The following is a 14,332-nucleotide window of genomic DNA, read 5'->3' on the forward strand; positions in this document are numbered from 1 at the left end:
CAGACGAAGGGAGCACGCATGTTGCGCGGAATGACGACCGTGAGTTTCTGGGCGGACGACGTCGAGCAGGCGAAGAGGTGGTACGCAGAGCTGCTCGGCGTGGAGGCGTACTTCGAGCGCCGGGGGCCGGACGGGCGGCTCGCCTACGCCGAGTTCCGCCTCGGCGATCACCAGCACGAACTGGGACTGATCGACCGCCGCTACGCGCCGCACGAGCTGGGCGGGCCGAGCGGGGCCGTCCTCTACTGGCACGTGGACGACGTGGCGGCGAGCCTGGACAGGTTGCTGGCGATGGGCGCCACGCAGCACGAGGCGCCGACGGAGCGCGGCCCCGGGTTCGTCACCGCCTCGGTCGCCGACCCGTTCGGCAACATCCTGGGGATCATGTACAACGCCCACTACCTGGAGGTCCTCCGGGCCCCACGGGCCTGAACGGCCTACCCGAGGCCGGCGTACTGGCGGGGGCGCAGGGCCTGGGCGCGCAGCGCGGCGAGCGCGGCGCGCCGCCCGGCGGCCGTGAGCCGCCACGGCACGGGGCTCGCGGCACGCCTCACGGGCTCCCGGCTCGCGCGCCCGGGTGCCCGGGTGGCGGTCTCGGGCGCTGAACCTGCCGTCTCGGACGCTGGGCCTGCCGCCTCCGGCTCGTCGTCCGCGGTCTCCAGGCCGAGGGCCTCGAGGCGGTGCCGGAGCCGGGCGAGCGGGCCGGTGAGGTCGGCGCCGTCGACCCGGCCGCCGTCCGTGGCGCGCCAGCCCTCGCCGTTGACCACCTCGGCGACCCGGTCGCGCAGGTCGCCGTCCCGCACCACGTCGCCGTCCACAAGGATCATCAGCGCCGACTCGCGGATGGAGACCTCGAAGTCGTGCTCCCCGGGGGCGGGGACGAGCAGCGTGGGCGTGGCCGCCTCCCACATGGCGGCGCGGTCGTCCAGCAGGTTCCTGCCCGTGGTGGTGAGCACCAGCCTCCGGCCGCTGCGCCGCAGCGCCCCGAGATCGTGTACGGCGATCTGCCGCAGCTCGGTGAGGGCGGGCACGTCGGCCTCGCCGCGTACGACCCCGGACCTGGCCCGATTGCCCCAGCCGAACCGGTCGGCCGCCTCGGCGGCCACGGCACGCCCGACGTTGAGCCGCTCGGTGAGGCGGACGCCGGTGCGGGCCAGACCGAGCAGCCAGCGCAGCGGTTCCAGGTGCGGCTCGTCCGGAGCCGAGATGGGGGCGTGCAGCCGCACCTCGAACGGCTGGGCGAGCTCGCGGCGGGCGGTGCCGCGGCCGAGCACCCAGCGGTTCAGCCGCTCGCCGTGGACCCGGTGCAGCCAGCAGTCGCCGCCCAGCTCGGCGCGGGGCGAGGTGAGCCAGCGGCGGGTCAGCTCCTCGCGGTCCACCGGGTCGCCGGTGACGATGGCCAGCTCCAGGGCGGCCGCGCACGCGACGTGCGCCCCGAGCTCCTCCGGCCCCATGATCGAGCTCCACGACAGCTCGGCGATGTCCGGGGGCAGCACCCCGGTGGCCTCCAGCTCGCGGTGATAGGCCGCGGCTCCGGCCTCCTCGCCCTCCCTGGCGTACGTCAGCAGGATCCGGGCCGTGGCCGGGGAGTCGCACAGGGCCGCGTAACGCTCCATGCCCGCGAGCCTGAGCAGCCGGCCGAGGGCGCCGGCGATGGTCGCCTGGTCGCCCGGAACCTTGATCGGCAGCGTGTACCAGAGGAACTCGCACACGTCGAACTGGCTGATGGTCTCCAGCGCCTCGCCGCCGGCGAGCCACTCGACCGCGACGCGGGCGGGCTCGGCGATGTCCGGCTCGGAGCGCTCCAGTTGGGCGAGGAGCGCGGCGACGTCAGGTGCGGGCATGACCCGCAGTCTGCCGTATCGACCCCATCGTTGACGACGACCCGGCATCACTCGCGACCACCCCCCCTCTGGGTGCACCCTAGGGCGCACGGTACGCGCCCAACGATACGGGGGTGTCAGATCCACGAGTTGAACAGCATCCTCGCGTGCCAGGAGTCGTACGGGATGGACTCGGCGGCGATCACGGGGTAGAGCCAGCCGAAGTTGACCAGAGCCAGGAGCACGAACGCGCCGACCACGGCCGTGCCGACCACGCGCCGGTTGGGCCGGGCCGGATCCTCCCTGCCGATGATCAGCCCGCAGGCCAGCACGAGCGCCAGGATCATGAACGGCACCATGGGCATCGCGTAGAACATGAACATCGTCCGGTTGTTCGCGATGGCGAAGTAGAACCACGGCAGCCACCCGGCGGCGTAGCCGAGCAGCACCGCGCCCCCCCGCCAGTCGCGGGTCGCGACGTACCACGCGATCATGCCGATGAGCGCGAGCAAACCGGCGTACCAGATGACCGGCGTCCCGGTGCCGAGGACCGCCCAGGAGCAGGAGGCGGCGCCGCAGTTCTTCGGCGACTCGTAGAAGAACGCCACCGGGCGCAGCAGCAGCGGCCACTGCCACGGCTCGGACTGGTAGGGATGGCTCGCCTCCAGGCCCTTGTGGAAGCCGAACACCTGCTCCTGGTAGTCGAACCACGACCGGAGCGAGTCGATGACGAAGTAGACCGGGCCGTTCGAGGTGGCCTGGTCCCAGTTGCGGCCGTACCCCTTGTCGGTGACGAACCACCCCGTGAACGACACGACGTAGGTGACGACCGGGACGACCGCCATCCACACCGCGGCGAGCGGCAGGTCGCGGCGCGCGACCGCACCGTACGGCCGGGGCGTGCCGACGGCCCGCCGGGCGCCCGCGTCCCACAGCAGCGTCATGATCGCGAAGGCGGCGATGTAGAAGCCGCCGGTCCACTTGGTGGCCAGGGCCAGGCCGAGGCACAGCCCGGCGGCCAGGCGCCAGGGCCGCAGGCCCAGTCGCGGCCCGTCCGCGGGCGACCCCGCCTCGTGCCAATCGGCGAGCCGGCTGCGGGACCAGTCCCGGTCGGCCACGAGGCAGGCGAACCCGGCGAGCACCCAGAACATCAGGAAGATGTCCAGCAGCGCCGTACGGGACAGCACGAAGTGGAGGGCATCGAGGGACAGCAGCACGCCTGCCGCGCAGCCGAGCAGCGTCGAGCGGGTCATCCTGCGGGCCGTGCGGGCGAGGATCAGGATGGACAGCGTGCCGAGCAGCGCGGCGGTGAAACGCCAGCCGAACGGGTTCGCTCCGAAGATCATTTCGCCGAACCCGATCAGCCACTTGCCGACCGGCGGGTGCACGACGTAGGAGGCGCACTCGCTCACCGAGCCGCACTGCTTGAAGATGTTCTCGTTGCCGGCGAGCAGGAGCTTGTCCGCGCCGTCCACGAACTGCCGCTCGACGCCGTACTTGACGGTGGCGAAGGCGTCCTTGGCGTAGTAGGTCTCGTCGAAGACGACCGCGTGCGGCGTGCCCAGCCGGTAGAACCGGAGGAACCCGCCGAAGAGGGCGACCAGGATGGGGCCGAGCCAGCCCCACATGGCGCTGCCGGGCATGGGCGGCACGAGCCGGTCGCGCAGGGAAACCGCGGGAGCGTTGTCCTGTGGTCCCTCTTCCGGCTGCTCGAACGCCTTGTGAGAATAGTCGGTCACGGCCACGCCGACAGATTACTGGTGAGTCCCCGCCGAGGACACGGGTCGCGCGTGGATTGGGGCATCCGGCCGTTCGTGAATGAATGTTTCACGCCCGCCATAGGGTGGACGCGTGCTCGTTCTCGCCGCAGCCCCGATCGGCCAGCCCAAAGACGCGTCCCCACGGCTGCGCGAGGTGCTCGCCGCGGCCGACGTGATCGCCGCGGAGGACACCCGCCGGCTGCGGCGGCTCGCGGCCGACCTGGAGATCGCCATCGGGGGCCGCGTGGTGTCCTACTACGACGCCAACGAGAGCGCGCGGGCGGCCGAGTTGCTGGAGGCGCTGCGCGAGGGCCGCACCGTCGTCGTGATCACCGACGCGGGGATGCCGGGCGTCTCCGACCCCGGCTATCGGCTCACCCGCCTCGCGGTCGAGGCGGGCCTGCCCGTGACGGCGCTGCCCGGCCCGTCGGCGGTGACGACCGCCCTCGCCGTCTCCGGCCTGCCGAGCGACCGGTTCTGCTTCGAGGGGTTCCCGCCGCGCAAGCCGGGGGAGCGGGCCAGGCGGCTGGCGGCGCTGGCGGCCGAGGAGCGCACGATGGTCTTCTTCGAGGCACCGCACCGCCTGCACGCGACCTTGGAGGCGATGGCGGAGGCCTTCGGCGCGCAGCGGCCCGCCGCCGTCTGCCGGGAGCTCACCAAGACCTACGAGGAGGTGCGCCGCGGCGGCCTCGGCGAGCTGGCCGAATGGGCCGCGGGCGAGGTCAGGGGCGAGATCACGCTGGTGGTGGCGGGACGGACCGCCGAGGAGGCCGCGCCGGGCATCGAGGAACTGGTCGAGGAGGTGGCCAGGCGCGAGGGCGCGGGCGTGCCGCGCAAGCAGGCCATCGCCGAGGTGGCCAAGTCGGCCGGTGTCCCCAAGCGCGAGCTCTACAACGCCGTCCACGGCGCCTGACCCCCGGGCAGGGGCAGGGGGCCCCGCGGCGGGTCAGCGGAGCGAGGAGCGGCGCCGCGAGGACAGGCGCAGCGACGCCTGGCGCAGTGACGAGAGCCGCAGTGAGGACGGGCGCAGTGAGGACGGGCGCGGCGACGACAGCCGCGGCGAGGAGCGGCCCAGCAGGCCGGCGGCGGTGATGCCGGCGGCGAGGCAGGCGAGCGGCACCGCGGGCAGCAGGTAGCGGTAGTCGAACTCGGCCGTCGCCGCCGGGGCCAGGATCAGCCCCACCGCACCCAGCCAGGGCAGCAGCCCGGGCCCGCCGAGGTCGCGCCAGCGCCGCGCCACGCCGTACAGGCCGAACAGCAGCAGCAGGCCCAGCACGAGGCCCGGCAGCCGTACGACCTTCTGGTAGCCGATCATGATGTCCGACCACGGCGAGACCACGTGCGTCGCGGCCGGGCCGTTCTCGTACGCCTCGGCGTCCTTGTCCGTGGTGCTGTGGTAGGAGCTCCACTTGGGCAGCTTGCGGGTGTACTCGTTGTCGAACTCGTACTGCAGGAAGGTCTTGGCGTCGGGGAACCGCGGGCGGCCCCACTGGAAGGCGCGGAAGAAGTCCTTGGCCACCGCGGCCAGGTAGTCGCCCGGCTGGGACAGGATCGCCCTCTTCGCGAACGCGCTCGCGTTCGCGTTGATCTCCGGGGTGAACTTCATGCCCGAGCCGAAGACGTGGAGCTGGTTCTGGTCGTCCCACCACAGGTACGCCTGCGCGGACAGGCCGCGGTCCTTGGGCGGGACGTTGATGCACAGCAGCGCCAGCTCCAGCTCGCGGCGCTCGTCGATGTTCATCTTGTGGCAGTCGGCGAACAGCGACGTCCTCATGTAGAGGATCACCCCGTCGCTGTTGGTCATCGCGAACTGGCCGTTCACCGCCTTGAACCAGCCCATGTACGCGAGCACGGGCAGCGCGCACGCGGCGACCATGGCGGCGATCGGCTTCCAGCCCGCCCGCTTGATCACCAGGTAGGCCACGACCAGGGCGAGGATGGGCAGGCCGATGCTCCGGGTCAGCGCCGTCAGCGCGAGCAGCAGCCCGACCACGGTCCCGCCCCGCCAGGTCATCCGCTCCCGCCACAGCACGAGCGTCACCACGCCCACGACGAGCAGGATGAACATGGTGTCCGACATGATCAGCTGTTCGAGCTGGATCTGGTAGGCGTCGAACATCACGGGGACGGCGGCCAGCGTCGCCCCCCAGCCTGGCATCCCAAATCTTCTGGTCAGCAGCGCGTAGATAAGGAACGCCGCCGCCAGGCCCATGAGGTGCTGGGTCAACACCACGAGCGAGAAACTGTGGAACGGCTTGAGCAGCAGCAGCCAGAAGCTGTACCCGTCCGGGCGGATCGGGTGCGGACGCGGGCGCAGCGCCACCGACACGTAGTCGTAGGAGTCGTTGAACCACATGGCCGGGCCGAAGCCGAGCATCGTGACGATCCGCAGCACGAAGGCGACGCCGAGCGCGGCCGCGAAGACCCGGTGCCGGCGCAGCAGGGCGAGCGGACGGCCCCAGCCGCCGACCGGGGCGGCGTTCACCGACGGAGGATCCGCGATCGCGACCATCAAAGTGGCGCGGATTCGACCGCCTGCTCCATCCGGCGGGTGAGTCCGCGCTTCCTCCCCTCGAGTTTCGCCGGTGCCTGCCAATGGACACACGCGGGCGTGTGGTGAAGGAAAACCGCGCCACCCGGGCGGAGTTCCGGCACGTGACCTGCGGGCATATCGCGCACGCCGGCGTGGCCGGCGGGCTGGGAACTCTCCGGGCCGGGCTCGTCCTCTGCGACGCCGCTTGGCCGGCGACGCGGGAGTCCCGCCGCTCCAGCGGTGGGTGGAGTCACGGTTACAGAATGCCAGCCGTTTCGCGGACTTGACTCGGACGCTACCGGGAAGCGGGCATCATTGGTGTCCTGCCGTCATATGCGAGGAGTTGCGACGTGGAACTTACCGTTGTCATGCCATGCCTCAATGAGGCCGAGACCGTTGAGATCTGTGTTCGCAAGGCACTCACCTGCATGCGTGAGAACGGAATCGACGGCGAGGTGGTCATCGCCGACAACGGCAGCACCGACGGCTCGCAACAGCTTGCCCGTGACGCGGGCGCCCGGGTTGTCCATATTGATGAGAAGGGCTACGGCAACGCCCTGATCGGCGGCATCCGCGCCGCCCGCGGCAAGTACGTCATCATGGGCGACGCCGACGACTCCTACGACTTCACCAGCCTGATGCCCTTCGTCGAGCAGCTCCGGGACGGCGCCGAGCTGGTCATGGGCAACCGGTTCCGCGGCGGCATCGCCCCGGGCGCCATGCCCCCGCTCCACCGCTACCTGGGCAACCCGGTCCTGTCGTTCATCGGCCGGCTGTTCTTCCCCAGCGAGATCGGCGACTTCCACTGCGGACTGCGCGGCTTCCGCCGCGACTCGATCCTGCGGCTGGGGCTCCAGACCGGTGGCATGGAGTTCGCCTCCGAGATGGTCGTGAAGGCGACCCTCCAGGGGCTCGACGTCCGCGAGGTCCCCACCACCCTGTCGCCCGACGGCCGCTCCCGCCCGCCGCACCTGCGCTCCTGGCGGGACGGCTGGCGCCACCTGCGCTTCCTGATGCTCTACAGCCCGCGCTGGCTGTTCTTCATCCCGGGCCTGGTGCTGATGAGCCTCGGCCTCGTCGCCGGGGCCGCGCTGTCGTTCGGCCCGGTCTACATCGGCAAGCTCGCCTTCGACGTCGACACACTGGTCGGCGCGTCCGCGATGGTGGTCATCGGCTTCCAGGCCGTGCTGTTCGCGTTGTTCACCAAGGTGTACGCGGCCGAGGAGGGCTTCCTCCCCGAGGACCGGCGAATCCGCAGGCTGGTGGACGTCGTCACGCTGGAGAAGGGCCTGCTCGCGGGTGGCGCCCTGGCCGTCGCCGGTCTCGTCGGCCTGGTGGCCTCGCTCGCCCACTGGGGCGGCCGCGGCTTCGGCGAGCTGATCCCGGCCGAGTCGCTGCGCCTCGTCGTGCCCTCGGCGACCGCGTTCGTCATGAGCTTCCAGACGATCTTCGCATCCCTGTTCATCAGCATCCTCGGCATCCGCCGTACGCGGGAGAACCCGGTCGACATCGCGGCGTCCGCCGCCGAGGAGGCCGCCGAGGCCGTCAGCCGCGAGTCCGAGGCCGCCGGCCGCGAGTCCGTGGCCTGACGCCACCGGCGTTTTAACCCGGGGAGTCATCTCCCCGGGGCCGATAGGATTCGCACATGGCGGCTACAGGAACGACTGCATCCGGGGAGTCGGCGTTCTACGTGACGACGCCGATCTACTACGTCAACGACGCCCCGCACCTGGGCCACGCCTACACGACCGTCGCGGGCGACGTGCTCACCCGCTGGCACCGCCAGCGCGGCGAGAAGGTGTGGTACCTCACGGGCACGGACGAGCACGGTCAGAAGATCATGCGCACGGCCGAGGCGAACGGCGTGTCGCCCCAGGAGTGGTGCGACAAGCTCGTCGAGGACGCCTGGAAGCCGCTCTGGGAGCACCTCCAGATCGCCAACGACGACTTCATCCGCACCACCGAGCCGCGCCACACGGACCGCGTCCAGGAGTTCGTGCAGGACCTGTACGACAAGGGCGAGATCTACAAGGGCGGTTACGAGGGGCCCTACTGCGTCGGCTGTGAGGAGTACAAGTCGCCCGGCGATCTGCTGGAGGGCGACCTGTGCCCGATCCACAAGCGCCCGGTGGAGTGGCTGAAGGAGGAGAACTACTTCTTCAGGCTCTCGGCGTACGGCCCGCGCCTGCTGGAGTTCTACGAGCGCAACCCCGACTTCGTCCAGCCCGCCTCGGCGCGCAACGAGGTCGTGCAGTTCGTGAAGCAGGGCCTGCAGGACCTGTCGATCTCGCGGTCGACCTTCGACTGGGGCGTCCCGATTCCCTGGGACCCCAAGCACGTCATCTACGTCTGGATCGACGCGCTGCTCAACTACGCCACGGCCGTCGGCTACGGCTCCGACCAGGCGAAGTTCGACGCCACCTGGCCGGCGAACGTGCACCTGGTCGGCAAGGACATCCTCCGGTTCCACGCGATCATCTGGCCCGCCATGCTCATGGCGAACGGCCTGCCGCTGCCGGGGCGCGTGTTCGCCAACGGCTGGCTCATGGTCGGCGGCGAGAAGATGAGCAAGTCCAACCTCACCGGCATCTCGCCCCGCGACCTGACGAGCCACTTCGGCGTGGACGCCTACCGCTACTACTTCCTGCGGGCGATCCCGTTCGGCCAGGACGGCTCGTTCTCCTGGGAGGACTTCTCCGCCCGCTACACCTCCGAGCTCGCCAACGACTTCGGCAACCTGGCGTCCCGGGTCGCGGCGATGATCGGCAAGTACTTCGACGGTGTCCTGCCGGAGGCCACCGACGCGGGCCCGGCCGAGCAGGCGATCGCGGACGGTCTCGCGGCGGCGGCGGCCCAGGCGGACACCATGATCGGTGACAACCTGGACTTCGCCGGCGGCATCGGCGCCATCTTCGACTTCGTCAAGCAGGTCAACGGCTACCTGAGCGACCAGGCGCCGTGGAAGGTGGCCAAGGACGACTCGCCCGAGGGACAGGCGCGGCTCGCGACGATCCTCTACACGGCGGCCGAGTCGCTGCGCGCGATCGCGGTCCTGCTCCACCCGATCATGCCGGCCACGAGCGCCAAGCTGTGGGCGTCCCTCGGGGCGGAGCCGCACCTGGGCGCGCTCGCCGACCAGCGGGTCGCCGACGTCGCCACCTGGGGCACGCTGCCCGCCGGGGCGCAGGTCGTCAAGGGCGAGATCCTCTTCCCGCGGCTGGAGAACGCCTGACCATGTCGCGTGAGCGTCCCGCGCCGCCCGAGGCGCTGCCGGCGGAGGTGTTCGACAGCCACTGCCACCTGGACATCATGGTCGGCAACCGGCAGGCGTCCTCGGGCGATCCGGTCGCGCTGGCGGCCCAGGCGGCCGGGGCGAGCGTCGAGTCGATCCTCGCCGAGGCGAAATCGGTCGGCGTGACGCGCCTGGTGACGGTCGGATACGACCTGCCGTCCTCGCGGTGGAACGCCGAGGTGGCCGGCGAGCACCGGGACGTCTACGCGGCCGTGGCCATCCACCCGAACGAGGCGCACGCCTCCACGCCCGAGGTCCTCGCCGAGATCGAGGACCTCGCGCGGCGGCCGCACGTGCGGGCGGTGGGGGAGACCGGACTCGACTACTTCCGCGACTGGGCGTCGAAGGACGACCAGCACGCCAGCTTCCGGGCGCACATCGAGATCGCCAAGCGGACCGGCAAGGCCCTGGTCATCCACGACCGCGACGCGCACGACGACGTGCTCGCCGTGCTCGCCGACCAGGGCGCCCCCGACGTGGTGGTCTTCCACAGCTTCTCGGGCGACGCCGAGATGGCCAAGCGGTGTGTGGACGCCGGTTACTTCATGTCGTTCTCCGGCCCGGTGACGTACAAGAACGCCGGGTATCTGCGCGAGGCGGCGGCGGTGGCGCCGCCCGAGCTGATGCTGGTCGAGACCGACGCGCCCTACCTGCCGCCGACGCCGCACCGGGGCAAGCCCAACGCGCCCTACCTGATCCCGCTCACGCTCCGCTGCCTCGCGGAGGTCAAGGGCATGGACGTCACCGACCTCGCCGCCCGGATCTCGGCCAACGGCGAGACCGTCTTCGGCGCCTGGTAGAGCGGGAGACACTGGAGGCATGAGTCTGCTCGGGCCGGTCGAAGTGCGTGCGCTCGCGGAGAAGCTGAACATCCGGCCGACGAAGAAGCTGGGGCAGAACTTCGTGATCGACGGCGGCACCGTCCGCCGGATCGTCCGGCTCGCCGAGGTCGCACCGCACGACGTGGCGATCGAGGTCGGGCCGGGGCTCGGCTCGCTCACCCTCGCCCTGCTCCCGGAGGTCGCCGAGGTCGTCGCCGTGGAGATCGACCCGGTGCTGGCGGAGCAGTTGCCGCTGACGGTCGCCGAGCGGGCTCCCGAGGTGGCCGGCCGGCTGACCGTGGTGCGCGCCGACGCGCTCAAGGTCGGGCCCGCCGAGCTCGGGACCGAGCCGACCGCGCTGGTGGCCAACCTGCCGTACAACGTGTCCGTGCCGGTCGTGCTGCACCTGCTGGAGGTGCTGCCGTCGCTGCGGCGCGGGCTGGTGATGGTGCAGTCGGAGGTCGCCGACCGGCTCGCCGCGGCGCCGGGCTCGCGCATCTACGGCGTTCCCTCGGTGAAGGCCGCCTGGTATGCCGACGTGCGCCGGGTCGGTCCGGTCGGGCGCAACGTCTTCTGGCCCGCGCCGAACGTCGACTCCGGCCTGGTCTCGCTCGTACGGCGGGAGCCGCCGGCGACGACGGCGACCCGCGAGGAGGTGTTCGCCGCCGTCGACGCGGCCTTCGCCCAGCGCCGCAAGACGCTGCGCGCCGCGCTCGCCTCCTGGGCCGGCACACCGGCCGCCGCCGAGAAGGCCCTGCTCGGTGCCGGGATCGACCCCTCGGCGCGGGGGGAGCAGCTGAGGATCGAGGACTTCGCCCGCATCGCCGAACAGCGGGCCGCGGCGGCGCGCTAGACCGGCCGGCGGCCGAGGTAGGCCAGCAGCACGGCCACTTCGTCGGCGTCGTCGCCGGCTTCCAAGGCCGGAGCGTACGCGCCGTAGGCCCGCAGCGGTTCGACGATCCGGGTGGCGACCTCCATCAGCGGCCGGGCCATCTCCGGGGTGAGCGGCGAGGGCCGCCCCGTGGCCACGGCGATGTCCCAGGCGTGCACTCCCGCGTCGAGCGCGCACGCACCGGCCGCGAGCCACGCGGGCATGGGGCCCTGGGGGAGCGGCACCGGCACCTGCTCGGCGTCGTCGTCGACGGTCGCCCAGGCGGCGGCCGAGGCGTCCAGCGCCGCGGCCAGGTGCGCCCCGGGGTCGCCCTCGATGCGGCCGGAGGGCGAGAACGGGTCCTCAGAGGGCCACGGCCCACCGGTGATCGCGGCGGCGTAGGCGATCTGGTCCCCGGCCGCGTGCTGCAGCACCTGGGTGACCGACCACTTCTCGCACGGAGTCGCGGCGTCCCACGCCTGGCTGCCGCCGACGCCCGCGACGGCGTCGCGCAACGCGTCGTGCGCCTGGGTCAGCAGGGTCCGCCAGCTCGCCGTCGTGGTCTCGCGCATGGTGCTTCCTCTCCTTCTAAGGAACAGAATGTTCCGTTCCGATAGACATCACTCTAGCAGAACGGAATGTTCTGTTCCACTGCTACTGTGAGCGCATGCCGAAGCAGATGGACGACCACGGTTCCACCGGCCTCGCCGGGCGGCGGGGCCAGGCCGCACGCAACGACGCCGCCATCCTCGACGCCGCCAGGGAGGTCTTCCTCGCCGATCCCAAGGCGCCGGTCGCGGCCGTCGCGGAACGGGCCGGGGTCGGGATGAGCGCGCTCTACCGGAGATATCCCGGCAAGGAGGACCTGCTGCGCAGGCTGTGCCACGACGGGCTGCGCCGCTGGATCGAGGAGGCGGAGGCCGTCGAGGCCGAGCCGGACGCCTGGAAGGCGCTCGTCGTCTTCCTCGAACGGATCGTCGACGCCGACGTGCACTCGCTCACGGTCCACCTCGCCGGCACCTTCACGCCGACCGAGGAAATGGGGAGTGACGCGCGGCGGGCCGCCGGGCTGATGGACCGGCTGGTGGAGCGGGCCCACGCGGCCGGACGGTTGCGCCGCGACGTGGTCGCCGACGACATGGGCCTGGTGCTGGAGAGCTGCGCGGCCATCCGCGTTCCCGATCCGGAGCGTACGCAGGAACTGCGGCGGCGTTGCCTGGCGATGCTGCTCGCGGGCCTCGCCGGAGACGGCGCCGGTCCGCTGCCCGGACCGGCGCCCGCGCCGGGCGAGCTGAACTGGCGGTGGCGGCGCCGGTCGGGTTAGACACACCTGACCTAATTGGATCATTACGGACATGCATCGGCTCTTGCAGCCGATCTGGGAGCACGACGACGATCTCCGGTACTTGTGGCACTTTTCTCCGGAGGACTCATGCCCCCCACGCGTTCCGCCGTTCTGGCCGCCGGTCTGGCCGGCGCTCTCGCCGCCGCGGTCGCAGGCGTCGCCGCCACGCCCGCGACCGCGCAGGCCGGTGCCTACGCCGCGACGGCGACGGCGACCGTGTTCGCCCCCAACCCCGTGCAGCAGCTCGGCCTGCAGGATCTCGCCGACGCCAAGGACGCCGACCGGCCCGAGTTCGGGCCCGCGTACACGAAGGTCACGCTGACCGACCTCGACGGCTCCGGCACGCTCACCGGCCGGTACGTCCGGGTGAAGAGCTCGACCGGCGCCGCCGCCAAGGCCGTGGGCGGCGCCTTCCCGGCCTACCACCGTGACGTGGACCAGTTCGAGCAGGTCATGGGCTATCACTGGGTGACCACCGCCCAGCACTACATCCAGTCGCTCGGCTTCGGCAGCACGCTGCGGCCGGTGAACCAGCGGCAGATCGAGTTGCGCATCAACCAGTACGGCGGCGACAACTCCTTCTTCCGGGATGACAAGGCCAACATCTCTCTCGGCAAGGGCGGCGTCGACGACGGCGAGGACGCCGAGGTGATCGTCCACGAGTACGGCCACAGCGTCCAGGACGGACAGGTGCCCGGGTTCGGCACCACCCTGGAGTCCGGCGCGATCGGCGAGGCCTTCGGCGACTACCTGGCCGTGGCCGTGAGCAGCTGGGCGACCGGGGTTCCGGCCAGGACCGACGAGGCGTGCGTCGCCGACTGGGACTCGGTGAGCTACACGTCCGCTCCGCACTGCCTGCGCCGCCTGGACGGGACCAAGCACTACCCCGAGGACGTCAGGGGCGAGGTCCACGCCGACGGCGAGATCTGGTCCCGCGCCCTGTGGGACATCCGCCGTGCGCTCGGCGACCGCAAGGCGAGCACGCTGATCATCGAGGCGCAGTTCGACTTCGCTCCCGACACCACGTTCAAGGCGGCGGCCGAGGCGACCGTCGCCGCGGCCCGGCGTCTGTACGGCACAAGCGCGGCGAGCGCCGCCACCAAGGCGTTCGCCGACCGCGGCATCCTCTGAGCGCCGTGCCCCGCCCGGCCACTTCGGGCGGGGGCGCACCCCCGGGCACGCTCTCGCCCGGGGGTGCGGGGCGCTCTGACGGAGCAACTTTGACGTGATCAACAGCCGTCCCGTTCCATCGGATTAGTGTGATTTAGGTCACATTGAGGCTCTGAATGGATCAGTGACGCTCGGTGACGTATCTGCGACGGCGGCATCTGTGATCAGCGAAAACGTGACGGTGCTCAGAGGGATTCGGGCGGCGGCGAAGGTCGCGATCTTGACCGGCTGATCAGACTGAAACGACTTAAGGCGGTCACAAGACGCAAATCCTTAGATAGCTTCTTACTCGTCCTTTACTGACGGATGGGGCGCAAGTGGCGCCCGACGATCAGACCAGGGAGTAGTAAGTTGAAGCGCACCCTCACCCTCGGCGGCATCGCGGTCGGCATGCTGGCCGCCGCCGCTGTCGCCACCCCCGCCGCGCAGGCCGCCTCCGACGTCGCCCCGCCGGTGAACCTGGCCAACACGAACTTCGCCGCCAAGCAGGTGGCGGCGTTCTGGTACGGCCAGAACAAGGCCAACCTCGTCAACGCCACGCCGTACAACGTCGAGACCACGCTGCCCACCAAGCACGTCTCGACCGGTGGCGCCTCCGCGGACAGCAAGGCCGGCGTCGTCGGCTCCAGCGGTGACAAGAAGGCCACCAGCGGCACGTCGAAGAACGTCAACCTGCCGAAGACCACCGGCAAGGTGTTCTTCATCGGCGCCGACAAG

General features: G+C 71.3%; 12 protein-coding genes and 1 pseudogene. 9 read left to right on the plus strand and 4 right to left on the minus strand.

Going from position 1 to position 14,332, the window contains the following annotated elements; all coding sequences use genetic code 11:
* Positions 1-30: 30 nt before the first annotated feature.
* Positions 31-432, plus strand: a complete 402-nt coding sequence (locus Msi02_RS40665) for a VOC family protein (protein WP_444543496.1) — start codon at positions 31-33, stop codon at positions 430-432.
* 5 nt (positions 433-437) lie between these two features.
* Here Msi02_RS40665 and Msi02_RS40670 read toward each other — a convergent pair whose 3' ends face one another.
* Complete coding sequence (locus tag Msi02_RS40670; protein WP_204053055.1) at positions 438-1,844, minus strand: hypothetical protein; 1,407 nt, start codon at positions 1,842-1,844, stop codon at positions 438-440.
* 116 nt (positions 1,845-1,960) lie between these two features.
* Positions 1,961-3,466: a dolichyl-phosphate-mannose--protein mannosyltransferase gene (locus Msi02_RS40675; RefSeq protein WP_204053068.1), complete on the minus strand. Its 1,506-nt coding sequence runs from the start codon at positions 3,464-3,466 to the stop codon at positions 1,961-1,963.
* A 208-nt stretch (positions 3,467-3,674) separates the two neighbouring features.
* Here Msi02_RS40675 and rsmI point away from each other — a divergent pair, with 208 nt between their 5' ends.
* Positions 3,675-4,496, plus strand: coding sequence for a 16S rRNA (cytidine(1402)-2'-O)-methyltransferase (gene rsmI / locus Msi02_RS40680; RefSeq protein ID WP_204053056.1), 822 nt, complete (start codon positions 3,675-3,677; stop codon positions 4,494-4,496).
* Between the two features lie 33 nt (positions 4,497-4,529).
* Here rsmI and Msi02_RS40685 read toward each other — a convergent pair whose 3' ends face one another.
* On the minus strand, positions 4,530-6,068 hold the full coding sequence (locus Msi02_RS40685) for a hypothetical protein (RefSeq protein ID WP_204053057.1): 1,539 nt from the start codon (positions 6,066-6,068) through the stop codon (positions 4,530-4,532).
* A 398-nt stretch (positions 6,069-6,466) separates the two neighbouring features.
* On the opposite strand from Msi02_RS40685, the gene Msi02_RS40690 reads away from it, so the two are divergent.
* Genes Msi02_RS40690 through rsmA form a run of 4 tightly spaced genes read left to right on the plus strand, consistent with a single transcriptional unit; the run spans position 6,467 to position 11,082 of the window.
* Positions 6,467-7,705, plus strand: coding sequence for a glycosyltransferase (locus tag Msi02_RS40690; protein ID WP_204053058.1), 1,239 nt, complete (start codon positions 6,467-6,469; stop codon positions 7,703-7,705).
* A 56-nt stretch (positions 7,706-7,761) separates the two neighbouring features.
* Positions 7,762-9,348 carry a methionine--tRNA ligase gene (gene metG / locus Msi02_RS40695; protein WP_204053059.1) on the plus strand — a complete coding sequence of 529 codons (1,587 nt, stop codon included), beginning with the start codon at positions 7,762-7,764 and terminating at the stop codon, positions 9,346-9,348.
* A 2-nt stretch (positions 9,349-9,350) separates the two neighbouring features.
* On the plus strand, positions 9,351-10,208 hold the full coding sequence (locus tag Msi02_RS40700) for a TatD family hydrolase (protein ID WP_204053060.1): 858 nt from the start codon (positions 9,351-9,353) through the stop codon (positions 10,206-10,208).
* Positions 10,209-10,227: 19 nt separating this feature from the next.
* On the plus strand, positions 10,228-11,082 hold the full coding sequence (rsmA, locus tag Msi02_RS40705) for a 16S rRNA (adenine(1518)-N(6)/adenine(1519)-N(6))-dimethyltransferase RsmA (protein WP_204053061.1): 855 nt from the start codon (positions 10,228-10,230) through the stop codon (positions 11,080-11,082).
* Here the strand turns inward: rsmA and Msi02_RS40710 are convergent.
* Positions 11,079-11,672 (minus strand): TIGR03086 family metal-binding protein, encoded by a 594-nt coding sequence (locus Msi02_RS40710; protein ID WP_204053062.1) that lies wholly within the window; start codon positions 11,670-11,672, stop codon positions 11,079-11,081. The two genes, rsmA and Msi02_RS40710, sit on opposite strands and share 4 nt — an antisense overlap.
* A 95-nt stretch (positions 11,673-11,767) precedes the next feature.
* Here Msi02_RS40710 and Msi02_RS40715 point away from each other — a divergent pair, with 95 nt between their 5' ends.
* The 3 genes and pseudogenes from Msi02_RS40715 to Msi02_RS40725 all read left to right on the plus strand — a co-directional run.
* Complete coding sequence (locus Msi02_RS40715) at positions 11,768-12,424, plus strand: TetR/AcrR family transcriptional regulator (RefSeq protein ID WP_239109265.1); 657 nt, start codon at positions 11,768-11,770, stop codon at positions 12,422-12,424.
* A gap of 108 nt (positions 12,425-12,532) precedes the next feature.
* A complete protein-coding gene (locus tag Msi02_RS40720; protein ID WP_204053063.1) occupies positions 12,533-13,576 on the plus strand; it encodes a M4 family metallopeptidase in 1,044 nt (347 codons plus the stop codon).
* Between the two features lie 390 nt (positions 13,577-13,966).
* Positions 13,967-14,332: pseudogene (locus tag Msi02_RS40725) on the plus strand (trypsin-like serine peptidase); the annotation flags it as partial.

Source organism: Microbispora siamensis (assembly GCF_016863095.1).
GTDB classification, from domain to species: Bacteria; Actinomycetota; Actinomycetes; order Streptosporangiales; family Streptosporangiaceae; genus Microbispora; species Microbispora siamensis.